At 41.4% G+C, this 16,836-nt stretch carries 11 protein-coding genes; 9 read left to right on the plus strand and 2 right to left on the minus strand.

Features of this window, described 5'->3' with window-relative positions:
- The first annotated feature begins 4 nt into the window (after positions 1–4).
- The 6 genes from BSCG_RS19800 to BSCG_RS19775 all read left to right on the plus strand — a co-directional run bounded on the left by BSCG_RS19800 (position 5) and on the right by BSCG_RS19775 (position 6,772).
- Positions 5–469 (plus strand): hypothetical protein, encoded by a 465-nt coding sequence (locus BSCG_RS19800; protein WP_008775337.1) that lies wholly within the window; start codon positions 5–7, stop codon positions 467–469.
- A gap of 306 nt (positions 470–775) precedes the next feature.
- Complete coding sequence (locus BSCG_RS19795; protein ID WP_008775338.1) at positions 776–1,921, plus strand: hypothetical protein; 1,146 nt, start codon at positions 776–778, stop codon at positions 1,919–1,921.
- Between the two features lie 225 nt (positions 1,922–2,146).
- The gene (locus BSCG_RS19790) at positions 2,147–2,344 is read left to right on the plus strand and encodes a hypothetical protein (RefSeq protein ID WP_008775339.1); all 198 of its coding nucleotides are present in this window, start codon (positions 2,147–2,149) and stop codon (positions 2,342–2,344) included.
- A gap of 239 nt (positions 2,345–2,583) precedes the next feature.
- On the plus strand, positions 2,584–4,842 hold the full coding sequence (locus tag BSCG_RS19785) for a GH92 family glycosyl hydrolase (protein ID WP_032849388.1): 2,259 nt from the start codon (positions 2,584–2,586) through the stop codon (positions 4,840–4,842).
- A 6-nt stretch (positions 4,843–4,848) separates the two neighbouring features.
- Positions 4,849–5,622: a metallophosphoesterase family protein gene (locus BSCG_RS19780; protein WP_008775341.1), complete on the plus strand. Its 774-nt coding sequence runs from the start codon at positions 4,849–4,851 to the stop codon at positions 5,620–5,622.
- Between the two features lie 13 nt (positions 5,623–5,635).
- Positions 5,636–6,772: an alkaline phosphatase gene (locus BSCG_RS19775; protein WP_032849389.1), complete on the plus strand. Its 1,137-nt coding sequence runs from the start codon at positions 5,636–5,638 to the stop codon at positions 6,770–6,772.
- Positions 6,773–6,845: 73 nt separating this feature from the next.
- Here the strand turns inward: BSCG_RS19775 and BSCG_RS19770 are convergent, their stop codons facing one another.
- Positions 6,846–7,721, minus strand: coding sequence for a DMT family transporter (locus tag BSCG_RS19770; RefSeq protein WP_008775343.1), 876 nt, complete (start codon positions 7,719–7,721; stop codon positions 6,846–6,848).
- A 130-nt stretch (positions 7,722–7,851) separates the two neighbouring features.
- Here BSCG_RS19770 and BSCG_RS19765 point away from each other — a divergent pair, with 130 nt between their 5' ends.
- Both BSCG_RS19765 and BSCG_RS19760 read left to right on the plus strand, forming a co-directional pair.
- Positions 7,852–9,603 (plus strand): AAA family ATPase, encoded by a 1,752-nt coding sequence (locus BSCG_RS19765; protein ID WP_004308435.1) that lies wholly within the window; start codon positions 7,852–7,854, stop codon positions 9,601–9,603.
- Between the two features lie 16 nt (positions 9,604–9,619).
- Complete coding sequence (locus tag BSCG_RS19760) at positions 9,620–10,537, plus strand: HEPN domain-containing protein (RefSeq protein WP_008775344.1); 918 nt, start codon at positions 9,620–9,622, stop codon at positions 10,535–10,537.
- Between the two features lie 131 nt (positions 10,538–10,668).
- Here BSCG_RS19760 and BSCG_RS19755 read toward each other — a convergent pair whose 3' ends face one another.
- Positions 10,669–13,239: a family 78 glycoside hydrolase catalytic domain gene (locus tag BSCG_RS19755; RefSeq protein ID WP_008775345.1), complete on the minus strand. Its 2,571-nt coding sequence runs from the start codon at positions 13,237–13,239 to the stop codon at positions 10,669–10,671.
- Positions 13,240–13,974: 735 nt separating this feature from the next.
- Here BSCG_RS19755 and leuS point away from each other — a divergent pair.
- Entirely contained in the window at positions 13,975–16,809 is a 2,835-nt protein-coding gene (gene leuS, locus BSCG_RS19750) for a leucine--tRNA ligase (protein WP_008775347.1), read from the plus strand.
- Positions 16,810–16,836: the final 27 nt, after the last annotated feature.

Genomic DNA, 16,836 nt, shown 5'->3' on the forward strand with positions numbered 1-16,836 from the left:
TGTTATGTGGCAAAAAAGAAGAATTGAACCTTATGTAACTCCGGTTCGTGAAAATATAGTTGGTTCTAAGGAAATGCAATGTAGTGAATTTCGTGAAGAGTCTCCTGTAGATCAATTTTTGTTTCAAGAAGTTTCTGTTGATGGTGATACTAGTATTCGTCTGTCTTCTGATATTTATATGTTGTTTAACCAACAACGTTTGGATAAACTTAGTCAAACTTCTTTGCTTGAATACTTTAATAATATTTCTGTGACTGAACCTCGATTTAATGAACTCCGTTCTAAGCTTGGAGATGAACAACTTATTTCCTTTGTTAAGTCACGGTTTATTCAAAGTAAATCCGAATTGATGGCTTGGAGTAATTATCTTATGAATTCTACTGACGAGCAAATAGCTGCTTTGGCTTCTGCTCAATCTCAACAAACCCAACAGAGTGTTCAACCTGTTGAACCTGTTTCAATGGAGTAATAATAATAAAACGCGTGTGTGCGTGAAATTTAAACACGTACGCGCGCGATAAATCTAATTTCGCACAGAGTGCGGAATTATCAAATAAGGTTTGACTCACGCAAATGGGTTTAAGGGAGATGTTCTCCCTTGGGGGGTTCCCTTCTAGGGGGTGCTCCGGTTAGTTTAACCTAAACCCTTAAAGTCGGTAGACGCCTATGAAAAAAATCAATGCAAATTTTCTCGCCGAAGGCAACTTGGATGCAACGTCACGTTGCCGCCCGTCCGGCGTTAGGACAAAAAAAGTTTAACTAAATATGTATATTTATGGCTAGTGCTGCTTTTATTGGTATTGGTTCTGCTATTGCAAGTGCTGCCATTTCTAGTGCTGCTAGTGCTGGAACTGGTGTTGCTACTACGAATGCTGCTAATGCTGCTAATAAGGATATTGCTCAAATGAATAATGAGTTTAATGAGCGAATGTTACAGAAACAAATGGATTATAATACATTGGCTTATGATCAGCAGGTTTCTGATCAATGGAGTTTTTATAACGATGCCAAGCAAAATGCTTGGGATATGTTTAATGCTACTAATGAGTATAATTCTGCCTCTGCTCAACGTGAGCGTTATGAAGCTGCAGGACTGAATCCGTATGTGATGATGAATACTGGAAGTGCTGGTACTGCTGCTGCTACGTCTGCTACTTCTGCTACGGCTCCGACTAAGCAAGGTATTACGCCTCCTACTGCTTCGCCTTACTCTGCTGACTATTCTGGAATTATGCAAGGACTTGGACAAGCTATTGACCAATTGTCATCTATTCCGGATAAAGCTAAGACTATTGCCGAAACTGGCAATTTGAAGATTGAAGGCAAATATAAAGCTGCTGAAGCTATTGCTAGGATAGCTAATATTAAGGCTGATACTCATTCTAAAAAAGAACAGGTTGCACTTAATAAACTTATGTATTCTATACAGAAAGACCTTGCGTCCTCTACTATGGCAGTCAATTCGCAGAATATTGCTAATATGCGTGCTGAAGAAAAGTTCAAGAACATTCAGACGTTAATTGCTGATAAGCAGCTTTCATTTATGGATGCTACTCAAAAGATGGAACTTGCTGAAAAGGCTGCTAATATCCAGTTGAAATTGGCTCAAGGTGCATTAACCCGTAATCAGGCTGCGCATGAGATTAAGAAGATTTCTGAAACTGAAGCTCGTACTACTCTTATTAATGAACAAACTTCGTTAACTATTGAGCAAAATACAGGTCAGCAGTTGCAAAATCAGGCTCAACGTCAACAAAATCGTTTTGATGCTGATACGTATAATGTTCGTGTTAAGACTTTGGAAGAATCTCTTTTTAATATAGTGTTTGAAACTGATAAATTGGGTGCTGTTAAAACAGTTGGTAAAGGTATCCGTGCTGTTGGTTCTGTTGCTAAAGATATTTATGATTATTTTAAATAATTGCGTATATTTGTGGTTGTTTAATTAAATGTATCTTTATGGATTATTGTATGCTTATTGCTTTTCCTATTGTGTTCTATATTTACTATAGAATATTTAAATTTATTCGTTCTTTGTTTAAGTAAAACCCTTGTCATTTTCCCGAAGGGTAGCCGATTAATCTTCTCGGCTATCCTTTTTCTTGTCCTATTATACGAAAAATGACAGTGTAAAAATATTTACATTATGAATGTATATATATCTGGTTGTCCTATCCCCTTTCATGATCTTATTGAAGTGTTCGAATATCTTCGTTCTCTTTCACCTTGGTTATTGTATCAATATCAGTTCCTCGATATTGTTGTAAATGGTGTACCTCGTATGTATATCATGATTTTATATGTTAATAATGTTTATAATATAACTTATGTTTGCTATCATTAACTTTCATTAGCTCTTCATAATACTTAATTATTAAATTAAAAAATACAGTATTGATTAATGCATTAAAGATGAACCAAAGATATTTTATGGTGATTAATATTCTCTTAATGGCGAAACTTTACAAAAAAAAATATTTGTAGAAGATAGATTTTAAGGTTACATTAAGTTTTCATTAATCAAATCATCCTATATTTACAGCAAATCTAATTAAAACCATCGAAAAATAAAAAAATCTGTTTATGTACAAGAGAAAATTCATTCCGTTAGTACTGTTAATGATTTTAATCGTCAATGGATGCAGCAACAAGCAAGAGGTAGTGTTAACTCCGGTTGACTATGTAAATCCCTATATGGGGAATATCAGTCATTTGTTAGTTCCTACTTACCCAACTGTCCATCTTCCCAATAGTATGCTCCGCATCTATCCGGAAAGAGCAGATTACACCTCTGATAAAATAAAAGGCTTACCGGTCATTGTCACCTCGCATCGGGGAAAGTCTGCATTCAGCCTGTCTTTCTATCAGGGAGCAGAGATCGGATTACAACCGGTATATTACTATTGTTATGATAATGAAGTGATAAAACCCTATTCCTATTCTTCCTATTTTGAAGAAGAAGAGGTTTCCACTAAATTCGCTCCCTCCCACCAGGCAGGAATCTATGAACTAAGTTTCCGGAAAAACGATGCTCCATATTTAATACTTAGTACCACCAATGGTGAGCTTAAAACTACGGAGAATACCATTTCCGGTTATCAGAACATAGATCATCAAACCAAAGTATATGTTTATATGGAGACTTCCGCACTGCCGGAAAAAACGATGACTGTCAGCAAAGAAGAAATAAATCACAGCCACACTGCCATAAAAGGCAAGAACGTGGGTATCGCTCTCTTATATTCAACAGATATAAAAACAATCAAAGTTCGCTACGGTATTTCCTTCATTGATGAAAAGCAAGCAAAAGCCAACCTACAGCGGGAAATAAAAGATTATGATGTGGAAAACCAGATGAACATTGCCAAAAACATCTGGAATCAAACATTAAATAAAATCAAAGTGGAAGGAATAGACGAAAATGCAAAAGCAATATTCTATACTTCCCTCTACCGGACTTACGAACGGATGATTTGCCTTTCGGAAGACAACCGCTATTACAGTGCTTTCGACAATAGTATCCACAAAGATTCTGTCCCATTTTATACCGACGATTGGATTTGGGACACGTATAGAGCAGTCCACCCCTTACGTGTTATCATCGAACCACAAATGGAAGCTGACATGATTCAGTCTTTTATCAGAATGGCACAGCAAATGGAACATAACTGGATGCCTACATTTCCTGAAGTTACGGGAGACAGCCGTAGAATGAATTCCAATCACGGTGTAGCCACTGTTATTGATTCATATATAAAAGGAATCCGTAACTTTGATTTATCAGCTGCTTACGAAGCCTGCAAACTTGGTATTACAGAAAAAACGTTAGCCCCGTGGTCAGGCATAAAGGGAGGTGAAATCACAAAATTCTATTGGGAAAACGGATATTTACCGGCATTGGCACCGGGAGAACAAGAAACAGCTGACGAAGTACACCCATTTGAAAAACGCCAACCGGTAGCCGTCACTCTAGGTACGTCTTACGATGAATGGTGTCTGGCACAAATAGCCAAACAACTTGGGTATGAGAAAGACTATAACTACTTTCTACAAGGGAGTAAAAACTATCGGAATATTTTCAATCCTGAAACAAAATTCTTCCATCCCAAAAATGCAAAAGGCGAATTCATAGAACCCTTTGATTATGCCACTGCCGGTGGATTAGGTGCTCGTGAAGCATACGGCGAGAATAACGGTTGGATATACCGATGGGATGTTCCCCATAATATTGCTGATTTAATTGAACTGATGGGAGGGAAAGAAGCATTCAGAAATAATCTTGAAACGATGTATAACACCCCATTGGGCGAAGCCAAATATGTATTTTATGCACAATTACCGGATCATACGGGTAATGTAGGTCAATTTTCAATGGCTAATGAACCCAGTATGCACATTCCTTATCTGTACAACTATATAGGAGAGCCCTGGAGAACTCAAAAAAGAGTAAGGACATTGCTCGATGAATGGTTTAGAAATGACCTGATGGGACTCCCGGGCGACGAAGATGGCGGAGGAATGTCAGCATTTGTAGTCTTCTCCATGCTAGGTTTCTATCCTATTACTCCTGGTTTGCCTATTTATGTCATCGGAACTCCTATGTTCGAAAGAGCAGTTATTGAAACAGGAGCCGGCAAATCATTCGAAGTCATTGCGCACAACTATTCGCCGACAAATAAATATATCCAATCAGCCAAACTAAATGGCAAAGATTGGAACCAATCCTGGTTCGAACATAAAGAACTGATGAATGGCGGCAAACTGGAATTTACAATGGGAAACACTCCCAATAAGAATTGGGCGGCAGACAGTGTACCCCCTTCTTTTGAAATGAATAAATAACAGAATATGAATAAAATATTATTTGTCCTTTTATCGCTTTTGACTTCTCTGCAATCATACTCCCAAGAGCAAAATGAAAAAGAAGTTTCATTTCTCTTGTTGGGAGATATACACTATGATTTATTGGAAGATCACGATATGGAATGGTTATCCACCAAACCGGATGATCTGCGCCAAGTTACCAAAGAATATTCAGTATTCACGAAAAATACATGGCCGGAATTCTCCCGGATAATCAGCGGGCAAGTTCAAAAACACCAGCCGTCAATAAAAGCCGTTCTGCAAATGGGGGACTTGTCAGAAGGATTGGCCGGTTCCCCACAAAAAGCAATACAGATGGCTAACAGTGCCTTTAAAGCTGTCAACAAAATGAATCTGAAAGTACCTTTCATTATGACTAAAGGTAATCATGATATCACAGGGCCAGGGGCTAAAGAAGCTTTTGAAAAAGTATACTTACCCAATATGGCAAGGTTGGCAGGACATCCATCCTTACAGTCAGCCAATTACACTACTACTCTTGATGATGTATTATTTGTGTGTTATGATCCATGGGATCGGAATCCGGAAGGGCTACAACAATTAGAAAAGTCACTAGCCGGTTCGAAGGCAACTTACAAGTTTGTCATGTTACACGAGCCTGTGATTCCGGTAAATGAAAGATGCTGGCATGTATTCCGACAAGATAATGCCAAGAGGATGCAATTAGAATATTATGCCGCATTTGGAGAAAAGCCATACGATACAGTCAACATATCCGAATTACTTACTTCTAATTAAAAACATATTAGCCATGAATGTAAAATTTAAAGCTCATTTATTTATTTTCTCCTTATTCTTTTGCTATAATCTATCAGCACAAGAAATCGTCAAAGGAGATTTTAAGAACGAAAATCCACAAAGTTCGTATGTTCCTTCATTTGACATGGATGCTACCGACAAACCGGTGAAGAATGTCATCTTAATGATAGGAGACGGCATGGGACTGGCACATATTTGTTCAGGAATGTATGCCAATCAAGGACAGCTTACTACCACTAATTTAAAAACATGCGGTTTCGTCAGAACGCAATCCGCCAACAAGTTTACAACAGATTCAGCTGCTTCCGGAACTGCTTACTCAACCGGAAAAAAAACTAAAAACGGAGCACTCGGAATGGATGAAAATAACCAAGTTATTCCCAACTTACCGGAGAAGTTATCCGGCTATGGCTACATTTCAGGAATCGTTACCACTGACAATCTCGACGGAGCTACTCCTGCTGCTTTCTTTGCTCACCAACCGGAACGTGGAATGTCTAAAGAAATATGGGCAGATCTTCCTAACAGTAAGCTGACATTCTTTTCTGCCGGTAGTTATGAACTATTTGAAAAACAAGCACCAAACGTTCAAAAGGAAATCAAAAAAGAGTTTACCATCATAGAAGAACCGAATGACAAAGCCATCAAGAAATCTAAAAAACTGGGATATTTACCCACAAAGAGCAAAACGGCTTCTGTAAACGAAAACCGGGGAGATTTCCTTCCGTCTACCACCCAAATGGCTATTGACTATCTTTCGAGCAGGAGTACTAACGGTTTCTTCTTAATGGTAGAAGGTGCCCGAATAGATAAAAGTGCGCACAGCAATGATTATTCGGCAGTTGTCCGTGAAGTATTGGACTTTGATAAGGCGGTAGAAGCTGCTATCAGATTTGCAGAAAAAGATGGAAATACATTAGTGATTATTTCAGCTGATCATGAAACCGGAGCATTAGCTTTACGTGACGGAAACATAAAAGAAGGCAAAATGAAAGCAATGTTTGTATCTAAAGGACATACACCAATCATGGTTCCACTGTTTGCATACGGTCCACAATCCAAGCTTTTTGGCGGTGTTCAGGAAAACAGCGATGTTAGTAATAAAATTCTCCAATTACTCGCTAAATAAGATATAAAACAGATCTGTCATTCAAACTGAAATAAGAAAGAATTTCTTATTTGCATATAGAAAAAATTCTTTCTTATTTCTTTTCTGCCTGATAGACTCCAAAAATAATGCAACCTGCTCCCAATAATGTAATCCACGTGATTTTTTCGTGGAGAATGATAACCGAAGCTACCATAGTTACCAACGGATTGAGATAGATATAATTGGAGGCTCTAACGGTTCCCAACTGTTTCAATACCACATTCCAGAGGACATAACAAACCAAGGATGCCAGGACGGCCAAAAATAAGAGATTAGATAATACAACCGGTTTTAAAAGTACATCGAAATCAGGTTGTAACGGATGAAGAAAAAAGGCGGGAAGTATGGTTAATACTCCATAAAAGAATATTTTGCGGGTGATAAATACTGTGGGGTAACGCCCTGTCATTTTCTTTATCACCAAACTATAAAATGCCCACGACAGGGCGGCAAGTAAAGTGAGCAAATCCCCTACCGGAGATAATTTGAGTACAAAACTACCGTTAAAGACCACCAGTCCCACCCCGATTAAAGCTAATATGGAACCATAAATCAAACCTTTGGTGGCTTTTTCACTCTTATAAAAGAGAAGGGAAAGAATGGTAGTAAGCAGGGGAGCTGTGCAAATGATGAAAGCGACATTGGATGCTTGTGTGATCCCCAAAGCTGTATTCTCTGTAAAGAAATAGAGTGAACCACCGAAGAAACCTCCTGCCATCAACCAAAGTTCGTCTTTCCAATTACCCGCAAACAGACGTTTGGGAGAAATCACCCAAATACCCAGATAAGCAATGAAAAAACGATAAAAGAATATCTCCTGTGGGGTCAGTCCGTGATTAATCAATACTTTGGTTGATATGAAAGTCAATCCCCAGATAGCAACTACAAGTATCGCAATCAGATGGTAATATCCATGCTTCAATTCCATAATGGTGGTGATGTTTGTTTAATAGAGTGCAAAGATAGCGAGAAGTTATGGAATGTTTGTTTGGAGAAGTAACAAAAAGCCCGTACCTTTGTTTATGTTCAAAGAAAGTTCCTAAAATAAGGTATAAGTTATGGAAAAATATATAGCACCGGACAGGAAACGTATCCCATACGGCATGATGAACTTTGCAGTAATCCGCCGCGACGACTGTTATTATGTAGACAAAACCCGGTTTATACCCATGATAGAAGAGGCGGACAAGTTTTTCTTCTTTATTCGTCCGCGCCGTTTCGGCAAAAGCCTCACAGTAAATATGTTGCAGCACTATTACGATATACTTGCCAAGGATAAATTCGAAGCGCTGTTTAGCGATCTTTACATCGGAAAGCACCCTACGCGCGACCGAAACAGCTATCTGGTACTATACCTCAACTTCTCCGGAATAGTAGGCGAACTGCACAACTACCGCAAAGGACTGGACGCGCATTGCCAAACAATGTTCGACTATTTCTGTGACATTTACGCCGACTATCTCCCCAAAGGCATCAAGGAAGAACTCGACAAAAAAGAAGGAGCTGTCGAACAATTTGAATACCTGTTCACAGAATGTAATAAGACCAACCAACGTATTTACCTCTTTATTGACGAATACGACCATTTCACCAATGCCATCCTCTCGGATATAGAAAGCCTGCACCGCTATACGGACGAAACACATGGCGAAGGTTATCTGCGCGCCTTCTTCAATAAAATTAAAGCTGGAACCTATTCCAGCATTGAGCGTTGTTTCATTACCGGCGTAAGCCCCGTGACAATGGACGACCTCACAAGTGGTTTCAATATCGGAACCAACTACTCGCTCACACCGGAATTCAACGAAATGATAGGTTTCACGGAAGAAGAAGTGCGCCAAATGCTCACTTACTATTCCACCACCAGTCCATTCAACCACAGTGTGGACGAACTGATAGAAATAATGAAACCTTGGTATGACAACTACTGCTTTGCGGAAGAATGTTATGGTGAAACCACTATGTACAACTCTAACATGGTACTCTACTTCGTCAAGAATTATATTCAACGAGGCAAAGCCCCCCGGGATATGGTAGAAGACAATATCCGTATCGACTACGAAAAATTACGTATGCTCATCCGGAAGGACAAAGAGTTTGCTCATGATGCCTCCATCATACAAACATTGGTGAGCGAAGGCTACGTCACCGGAGAACTGAAAAAAGGTTTTCCTGCCGTCAATATCACCAACCCCGACAACTTTGTGAGCCTGCTCTACTATTTCGGTATGCTCACCATTAGCGGCACGTATAAAGGAAAGACCAAACTCACCATCCCTAATCAGGTAGTCCGCGAACAAATCTACACTTATCTGCTAAGTACCTATAATGAAGCCGAACTCAATTTCAGTAGTTACGAAAAAAACGAACTTGCCAGTGCTCTTGCCTACGATGGAGACTGGAAAGCCTATTTCGGTTATATTGCCGACTGCCTGAAACGCTACACTTCCCAGCGCGACAAACAGAAAGGTGAATTTTTTGTCCACGGCTTTACGCTTGCCATGACGGCACAAAACCGTTTCTACCGTCCCATTTCCGAACAGGACACACAGGCAGGTTATGTCGATATTTTCCTCTGTCCGCTACTGGACATCTATTCCGACATGAAGCACAGCTATATTGTAGAACTGAAGTATGCCAAGTATAAAGATCCCGAAAGCCGCGTGGAAGAACTGCGACAGGAAGCTATTGCCCAAGCGAATCGTTATGCTGACACTGATACGGTAAAGAGAGCAGTCGGCACTACACAGCTTCATAAGATTGTGGTTGTGTACAAAGGAATGGATATGCCGATATGTGAAGAGGTTTAACAGATAGGCTAACAATATGAAAAGATCAATAAAACGTTTGCCCAAACGCACGCAAGAAGAGTTGGCGGTGTTACAAGAGCTGATATTGTCGAATCTTACGAATGTGCGTATGATTATCTTGTATGGAAGTTATGCACGGGGAAAATATGTCATCTGGGATGAAACATACGACGAACGTGGAGTAACTACTTACTACCAAAGTGATTTGGATATTCTGGTGATATGTGATACGAGAGACGCAAATAAAGCAGAGAGGCATGCGCGCGAGGTGATCGTTCCTAAATATGATACAAGAATGGAAGGAAAGCGACATCCGGCACCGCCTAATATTATTGTAGAAACTCCAGTGACCATTAATAGAGCTATAAGAAGGAAGCATTATTTCTTTTATGAAATTATAAAAGACGGAATTCTGTTGTATGACAATGGTACGTTTCATATTGGCAAACCTGAAAAGTTGCCGTATCGGGAGATTAAGCAATATGCAGAGGAAGAATATGAAGAATGTTTTCCTTTAGCAGAAGGATTCTTAAGACATGGCGAACTAGCCTATGAAGATGGAGACTATAAATTAGGTTCTTTCTTATTACATCAAGCCTGCGAGCGCTTCTACAAATCATTTACGCTTGTGTATAACGGAATTCGCCCTAAATCTCATGAATTAAAAGTACTGGGAGCGATGGTCAGAAGCTGTTCACGAGGATTTGCTAATGTGTTTCCTACCAATACTTTCGAAGATAATAAAGCATTTGATAAATTATGCAGGGCATATATCGAAGCGCGATACAACCGGCTGTTCACCGTCAACAAAGAGGAATACGAGTATATGCTGGCACGAACAGAGGTGCTGCGCGAAGTGACTATCCGAGAATGTGCTGCACGCATAACATATTACGACGAGATGATAGAAAAAGAAGAGAAAGACAAGATATAACCATATATTGTAAAAATGAAGAATTACCCTCATCACAAATAGCTGTAATGAGGGTAATCACGTTAAAAGAGAGTTTCTACACATCTCCTTAATATCAATTTCTACATGAGAAACTATCGCAATTACATACTTTATTTAGTCACCTTGTAAGTTCCACTTCCATACTCCTTTGACTTCACCTCTCCAGGAAGAGTTACGGTAGCGGTAACACCCTTAGGAATGGTGAATTCCCAAATCCAGGTGTCTCCTTCGTATTTCCAGGCGCTCTTGATGAGTCCGGAGGCGGAACGGTATTCGGCAGTCACGTGTCCTAATCGCTTGTCTGGAATGGGCTTCATAATGATATGCTTGAAGCCGGGAGTAGCAGGATCGGCTGCAATGCCGGCAACGGTTTCCCAAATCCATTCACATACGCATCCGTAGGCATAATGATTGAAGCTGTTCATACCGCGTGGTCCCATTCCTTTGTCTATCATATAGCTGTTCCACCGTTCCCAAATGGTGGTGGCTCCATTGTCCACAGAGTATAGCCAGCTTGGGTTCTTACGTTGAAAGAGGAGTTCATAGGCAATGTTTTCCATGCCATTCTCCGTGAGGGTAGCCATGAGAATGGATGTTCCCAAGAATCCGGTCTGCAAGCAAAGATCGTGCTGTGCGAAGTTTTCACGCAGGCGGTCTATCATCTTCGCTTTGGCTTCGCCTTCCAAAAGCTGGTTCTTTAGGGCAAATAAGGCAGGAGTTTGCATGGTGTTGAGGATGGCGGTTTTGAAGGTGCCGTCTTCGTTGAGGAAGTTCTCTTTGATGTATGCCTTTGCCGAATCAGCCATTTGCTGGTACTTGGCAGCATCGCGACCGGTGGCGGCAGCCATATCTCGCATCATGAAAGCATCTATTACCCAGTAGGAAGCGCTCAAATAGTTCCAATAGCTGACGGCATCAGGAAGCGGGCCTTGGGGAGAGAAAGCGAGTCCGCTACAACTTTCCAGTGGTTCGTAGCTCAACCAGTCGGCCCATTGGTAGTTGCCGTTCTCACCGCAGAGAGTCTCGTGGTTATACTTGGTGTCGTTGATGTGGTTCATAAACAGGTCCATGGCGTTCCAGCTCTCCTCAATAATTTGCGTGTCACCGAATTGCTTCCATACCGTCCAGGGCACAATGATTCCGGCATCAGCCCAACCCAAACGCATTTTCTCATCACCGTATTGTGCCAAGGGAGCCACTCCAGGGAATCCGCCCAAACTATTCTGGGTGTCGCGCATGTCACGCATCCACTTATGGAAAAACTTCATGGTGTTAGCAAAGAACGTACCGGTTTCTGCAAACACTTGTGTGTCTGCTGTCCAGCCCAGACGCTCGTCGCGTTGCGGACAGTCGGTGGGTATGGACAGGTAGTTGGATAGCTGTCCCCAATAAGTGTTGGAGATGAGCTTGTTCACAAGGTCGTTGCCTGTGGTGATAGTGCCGGTCTCCAGTTCCTTTGCGATGGAAGTAACGGGGATGGACTTCAACGACTTGATGGCAACATTCCCGGTGGCAGTTATGGAGACATAGCGGTAACCGAAGAAGGTGCAGCGAGGATAATAGGCCACATAGTTATCTCCGCCAGCAAAGGTGTAATCCAGACGGATGCCGGTGTGGGGGATGCGCAGGTTTTCGCGATGGCAGCTTCCTTCCGGACCGTCCATGCCACGAATCTTGGCACCGTTGCCATCATTGAGCAGCTCTGCAGGAAGGCAGGTCAGCACCGTTCCCTCGGCGGCTTTGAATACGAAAGAAGGTACGCCGGCACAATTTTGTCCGAAGTCCACCACTAACGTCTCTCCCGGACTTACGGTCATCTCCGTACCCGATGCGAACTCACGGGCGATAATTACCTTACCGAACTCATTCTCCTTTGCTCCTTCTACATTCTTCCAAACGTATGCTTTGACAGGAGCGAGGGCGAGATCTGTACGCAGATAGACTTCCGCTCCGTCCGAAGGCAGGATGTCGCCGGAGAATTCGGTGTTCTCTTCGGGTATGGAAAGTTTGTCCACACATTCGTAGCCCATCGGTTCGCGTGCATCGTACTCTTCTCCGTCAAAGATACCGGCATGTTTCACCGGGCCGGCAATTCCGGCTTTCCAGTTTTTAAGGTCAGTACCGTAACGCTTTTTGGTTCCGTCAGAAAAAGTTAGTTCCAGTACACCACGGAAGGCACATTTCTTGCCTATCATGCCGTCATATCCTCCGGGGGTTATGATTTTGTCACCCCACCATCCCGGCGTCACCTGTACGGAGAGCATGTTCTCGGCGTTTGGCTTGGTACGGATGATGTCTGTAATATCATAGGTGAAAGAACGTTTGGTCTTGGCATAGTGTGTGAAGCCCGGTTTCAGAAATTCCCCGCCTACGGGTTTCCCATTCACATACAACTCGTAAACTCCCAGTCCAGCGGTCATCCACTTGGCAGAGACAATTTTCTGTTCGTTTTTCACGGTGGACACGAACCAACTCGCGCCATCGGCTGCGCGACCGTTGTTATGTCCTTTCACTACAGGGGCGTCTACTGCGGAAATCCATTGGGATTCGTTCCAAGCTGATGCTTCCAATGCGTCAGTACGTTTTCCGACTTCGGTTGCGTTTATCAGTCCGCTATTCGAGAAAAGCGCGAGAATCATTATCGGGATAAGATTCGCAAAACAATGAAGATTCATTTTCATACTTATATGTATTTTTTAGTATTAAAAGATTAACTTGGAAATGCAGTTTTAGTTTTACAGGGCTTGCACAACAAAATTACAGAATTATATGATATGACAGACGATTTCTGCATTTTTTTTGACTCAATGATGGTTTCTATTCAATCCGGAACTGACTCATAAGTCCGAACTGATTGAACAGACAACAGGAGCTTTTTACGTTGAATGATCAATTACCGAGCAAAACAATGACATATTGTAAAATAATATAATCAATACACTCATTCAGTATATTGTATAAATTATTTATTAAAAAAGAAAAGAAGATGCCGGTTATTCATTGCAATCATTCTTTCTTCTTTACACGAAATTCTCGAAATCGAATAAACTCTATTCAAGTTTTTAATAAATAATGAAGAGGTTTATTATAAACGGTATCCAAGTTTATTATAAACTCTTTTTTGACACTTTCAATACCTAAAATAGAATTATTGCAACAAAAATGGGCAAGAACCTTCACAGTTTCTTGCCCATTCGTTATCCTCGTTATGCAATTCGCATATTAACCTATTGAATTTTATGTAATAAAATTTATATATTTCATTGTTATTTCTTTATCATTATTGACCTCAAATATACAAAATAAAAAGAAGAAAGTCAATAGGGAAAGCGTGGTTATCTGAAAATAAACACGTAAATTTGTGCCTCGAATTAGAAATAACAGTATAAATCACTATAAATAAAAACTTTATCACTATGGAGTACAATTTCAGAGAAATTGAAAAGAAGTGGCAGAAAAGGTGGGTAGAAGAGAAAACCTACCAAGTTACGGAAGATGATTCGAAGCAAAAATTTTATGTACTAAACATGTTTCCTTACCCATCAGGAGCTGGTCTACACGTAGGTCATCCGCTGGGATACATTGCTTCGGATATTTACGCCCGTTACAAACGACTGCAGGGCTTCAATGTACTCAACCCAATGGGATATGACGCTTACGGTTTGCCGGCAGAACAATATGCTATCCAGACCGGACAGCATCCTGCTATCACTACCGTCAACAATATCGACCGCTACCGCGAGCAGTTGGACAAAATAGGTTTCTCTTTCGACTGGAACCGTGAAATCCGTACTTGCGACCCGGAATATTATCATTGGACCCAATGGGCCTTCCAAAAAATGTTCAACAGCTATTATTGTAACGATGAACAGGAAGCCCGTCCTATCGAAGAACTGGAAAAAGCCTTCGCCATCTACGGAAACGAAGGACTCAATGCCGCTTGCAGCGAAGATATCAGCTTTACTGCCGAAGAGTGGAACGCCAAAAGCGAAAAAGAAAAGCAAGAAATCCTGATGAACTACCGCATCGCTTATCTGGGCGAAACGATGGTAAACTGGTGTGCCGAGTTAGGAACTGTACTGGCTAACGACGAGGTAGTAGACGGAGTCAGCGAACGTGGCGGTTTTCCTGTTATCCAGAAGAAAATGCGCCAATGGTGTTTGCGTGTATCTGCGTATGCACAACGCTTGCTTGATGGATTGGACACGATCGAATGGACAGATTCTCTGAAAGAAACCCAAAGAAACTGGATCGGACGTTCGGAAGGTGCTGAAGTGCAATTCAAAGTAAAAGACAGTGATCTCGAATTCACAATTTTCACCACTCGTGCAGATACCATGTTCGGTGTTACCTTTATGGTATTAGCTCCGGAAAGTGAATTGGTGGTACAATTAACGACTCCTGAACAAAAAGCAGAAGTAGACGCTTACCTCGACCGTACCAAAAAACGTACGGAACGTGAACGCATCGCCGACCGTAGTGTTACCGGTGTATTCAGCGGTTCGTATGCTATCAATCCGTTCACAGGTGAAGCAGTACCCGTATGGATCAGCGATTACGTACTGGCCGGATACGGAACAGGAGCTATTATGGCTGTACCTGCTCATGATAGCCGCGACTACGCATTTGCCAAACATTTCGGATTAGAAATCCGTCCGTTGGTAGAAGGCTGTGATGTAAGCGAAGAAAGTTTCGATGCAAAAGAAGGCATTGTTTGCAACTCTCCGCGTCTTGATGTCACTCCTTACTGTGATCTTTCATTGAACGGACTGACCATCAAAGAAGCGATAGAGACAACCAAGAAATATGTAAAAGAGCACAATCTGGGTCGTGTGAAAGTGAACTACCGTCTGCGTGACGCTATTTTCTCTCGCCAACGTTACTGGGGTGAGCCGTTCCCTGTTTACTACAAAGACGGAATGCCCTATATAATTGACGAAGCCAGCCTGCCGCTGGAACTTCCGGAAGTCGCTAAATTCCTGCCTACCGAAACAGGTGAGCCTCCATTGGGACACGCAACTAAATGGGCTTGGAATACAGTAAACAAATGTGTCGTAGAAAATGAGAAGATCGACCATGTAACCGTCTTCCCGCTGGAACTGAACACCATGCCGGGATTCGCCGGTTCTTCGGCTTACTATCTCCGCTACATGGACCCGCATAACCATCAGGCATTAGTTGATCCGAAAATTGACCAGTACTGGAAAAATGTAGACCTATATGTAGGTGGTACCGAACATGCAACAGGTCACTTGATTTATTCTCGTTTCTGGAATAAATTCCTGTATGACATGGGTGTGTCTGTAATGGAAGAACCCTTCCAAAAGTTAGTAAACCAAGGAATGATTCAAGGCCGCAGCAACTTTGTATATCGTATCAAAGATACCAATACTTTCGTTTCGCTGAACCTGAAAGATCAGTACGAAGTTACTCCTATCCATGTGGATGTAAATATCGTATCCAATGATGTTTTGGATTTGGAAGCATTCAAAGCATGGCGTCCTGAATATAAAACAGCCGAATTTATCCTCGAAGACGGAAAATATGTTTGCGGATGGGCAGTTGAAAAGATGAGTAAATCTATGTTCAATGTAGTCAATCCGGATATGATTGTTGAGAAATACGGTGCGGATACACTTCGTATGTATGAAATGTTCCTTGGCCCGGTAGAACAGTCTAAACCGTGGGATACAAACGGAATCGACGGTGTACACCGTTTTATCCGTAAATTCTGGTCGTTGTTCTACAGCCGTACAGACGAATATCTGGTGACAGACGAACCTGCAACGAAAGAAGAATTGAAAAGCCTTCATAAATTGATTAAGAAGGTGACAGGTGATATTGAACAGTTCTCTTACAATACATCTATCAGCGCATTCATGATTTGCGTAAACGAACTCTTCAACCTGAAATGTAGCAAAAAAGAGATTCTGGAACAGCTCGTTATCACTCTCGCTCCTTTCGCTCCACATGTCTGCGAAGAGTTGTGGGATGTATTGGGACACGAAACTTCCGTATGCGACGCCCAATGGCCTGCATACAACGAAGAATATCTGAAAGAAGATACTATCAACTATACCATCTCTTTCAACGGAAAGGCACGTTTCAATATGGAATTTGCAGCAGATGAAGCTTCGGACGCTATCCAAGCCGCAGTATTGGCAGACGAACGTTCACAGAAGTGGATTGATGGCAAGACTCCGAAAAAGATCATTGTCGTTCCGAAAAAGATTGTAAACGTTGTAATTTAAAGTATTAAGTATAAAACAATAAGTATT

Origin of the sequence: Bacteroides sp. 2_2_4 (assembly GCF_000157055.1) — a bacterium.
GTDB lineage: Bacteria > Bacteroidota > Bacteroidia > Bacteroidales > Bacteroidaceae > Bacteroides > Bacteroides ovatus.

Bases quoted from the DNA above. Each gene is read 5' to 3' on its own strand.
- BSCG_RS19800 (WP_008775337.1), top strand. From the start codon at position 5: ATGTGGCAAAAAAGAAGAATTGAACCTTATGTAACTCCGGTTCGTGAA.
- BSCG_RS19795 (WP_008775338.1), top strand. From the start codon at position 776: ATGGCTAGTGCTGCTTTTATTGGTATTGGTTCTGCTATTGCAAGTGCT.
- BSCG_RS19790 (WP_008775339.1), top strand. From the start codon at position 2,147: ATGAATGTATATATATCTGGTTGTCCTATCCCCTTTCATGATCTTATT.
- BSCG_RS19785 (WP_032849388.1), top strand. From the start codon at position 2,584: ATGTACAAGAGAAAATTCATTCCGTTAGTACTGTTAATGATTTTAATC.
- BSCG_RS19780 (WP_008775341.1), top strand. From the start codon at position 4,849: ATGAATAAAATATTATTTGTCCTTTTATCGCTTTTGACTTCTCTGCAA.
- BSCG_RS19775 (WP_032849389.1), top strand. From the start codon at position 5,636: ATGAATGTAAAATTTAAAGCTCATTTATTTATTTTCTCCTTATTCTTT.
- BSCG_RS19770 (WP_008775343.1), bottom strand. From the start codon at position 7,721: ATGGAATTGAAGCATGGATATTACCATCTGATTGCGATACTTGTAGTT.
- BSCG_RS19765 (WP_004308435.1), top strand. From the start codon at position 7,852: ATGGAAAAATATATAGCACCGGACAGGAAACGTATCCCATACGGCATG.
- BSCG_RS19760 (WP_008775344.1), top strand. From the start codon at position 9,620: ATGAAAAGATCAATAAAACGTTTGCCCAAACGCACGCAAGAAGAGTTG.
- BSCG_RS19755 (WP_008775345.1), bottom strand. From the start codon at position 13,239: ATGAAAATGAATCTTCATTGTTTTGCGAATCTTATCCCGATAATGATT.
- leuS (WP_008775347.1), top strand. From the start codon at position 13,975: ATGGAGTACAATTTCAGAGAAATTGAAAAGAAGTGGCAGAAAAGGTGG.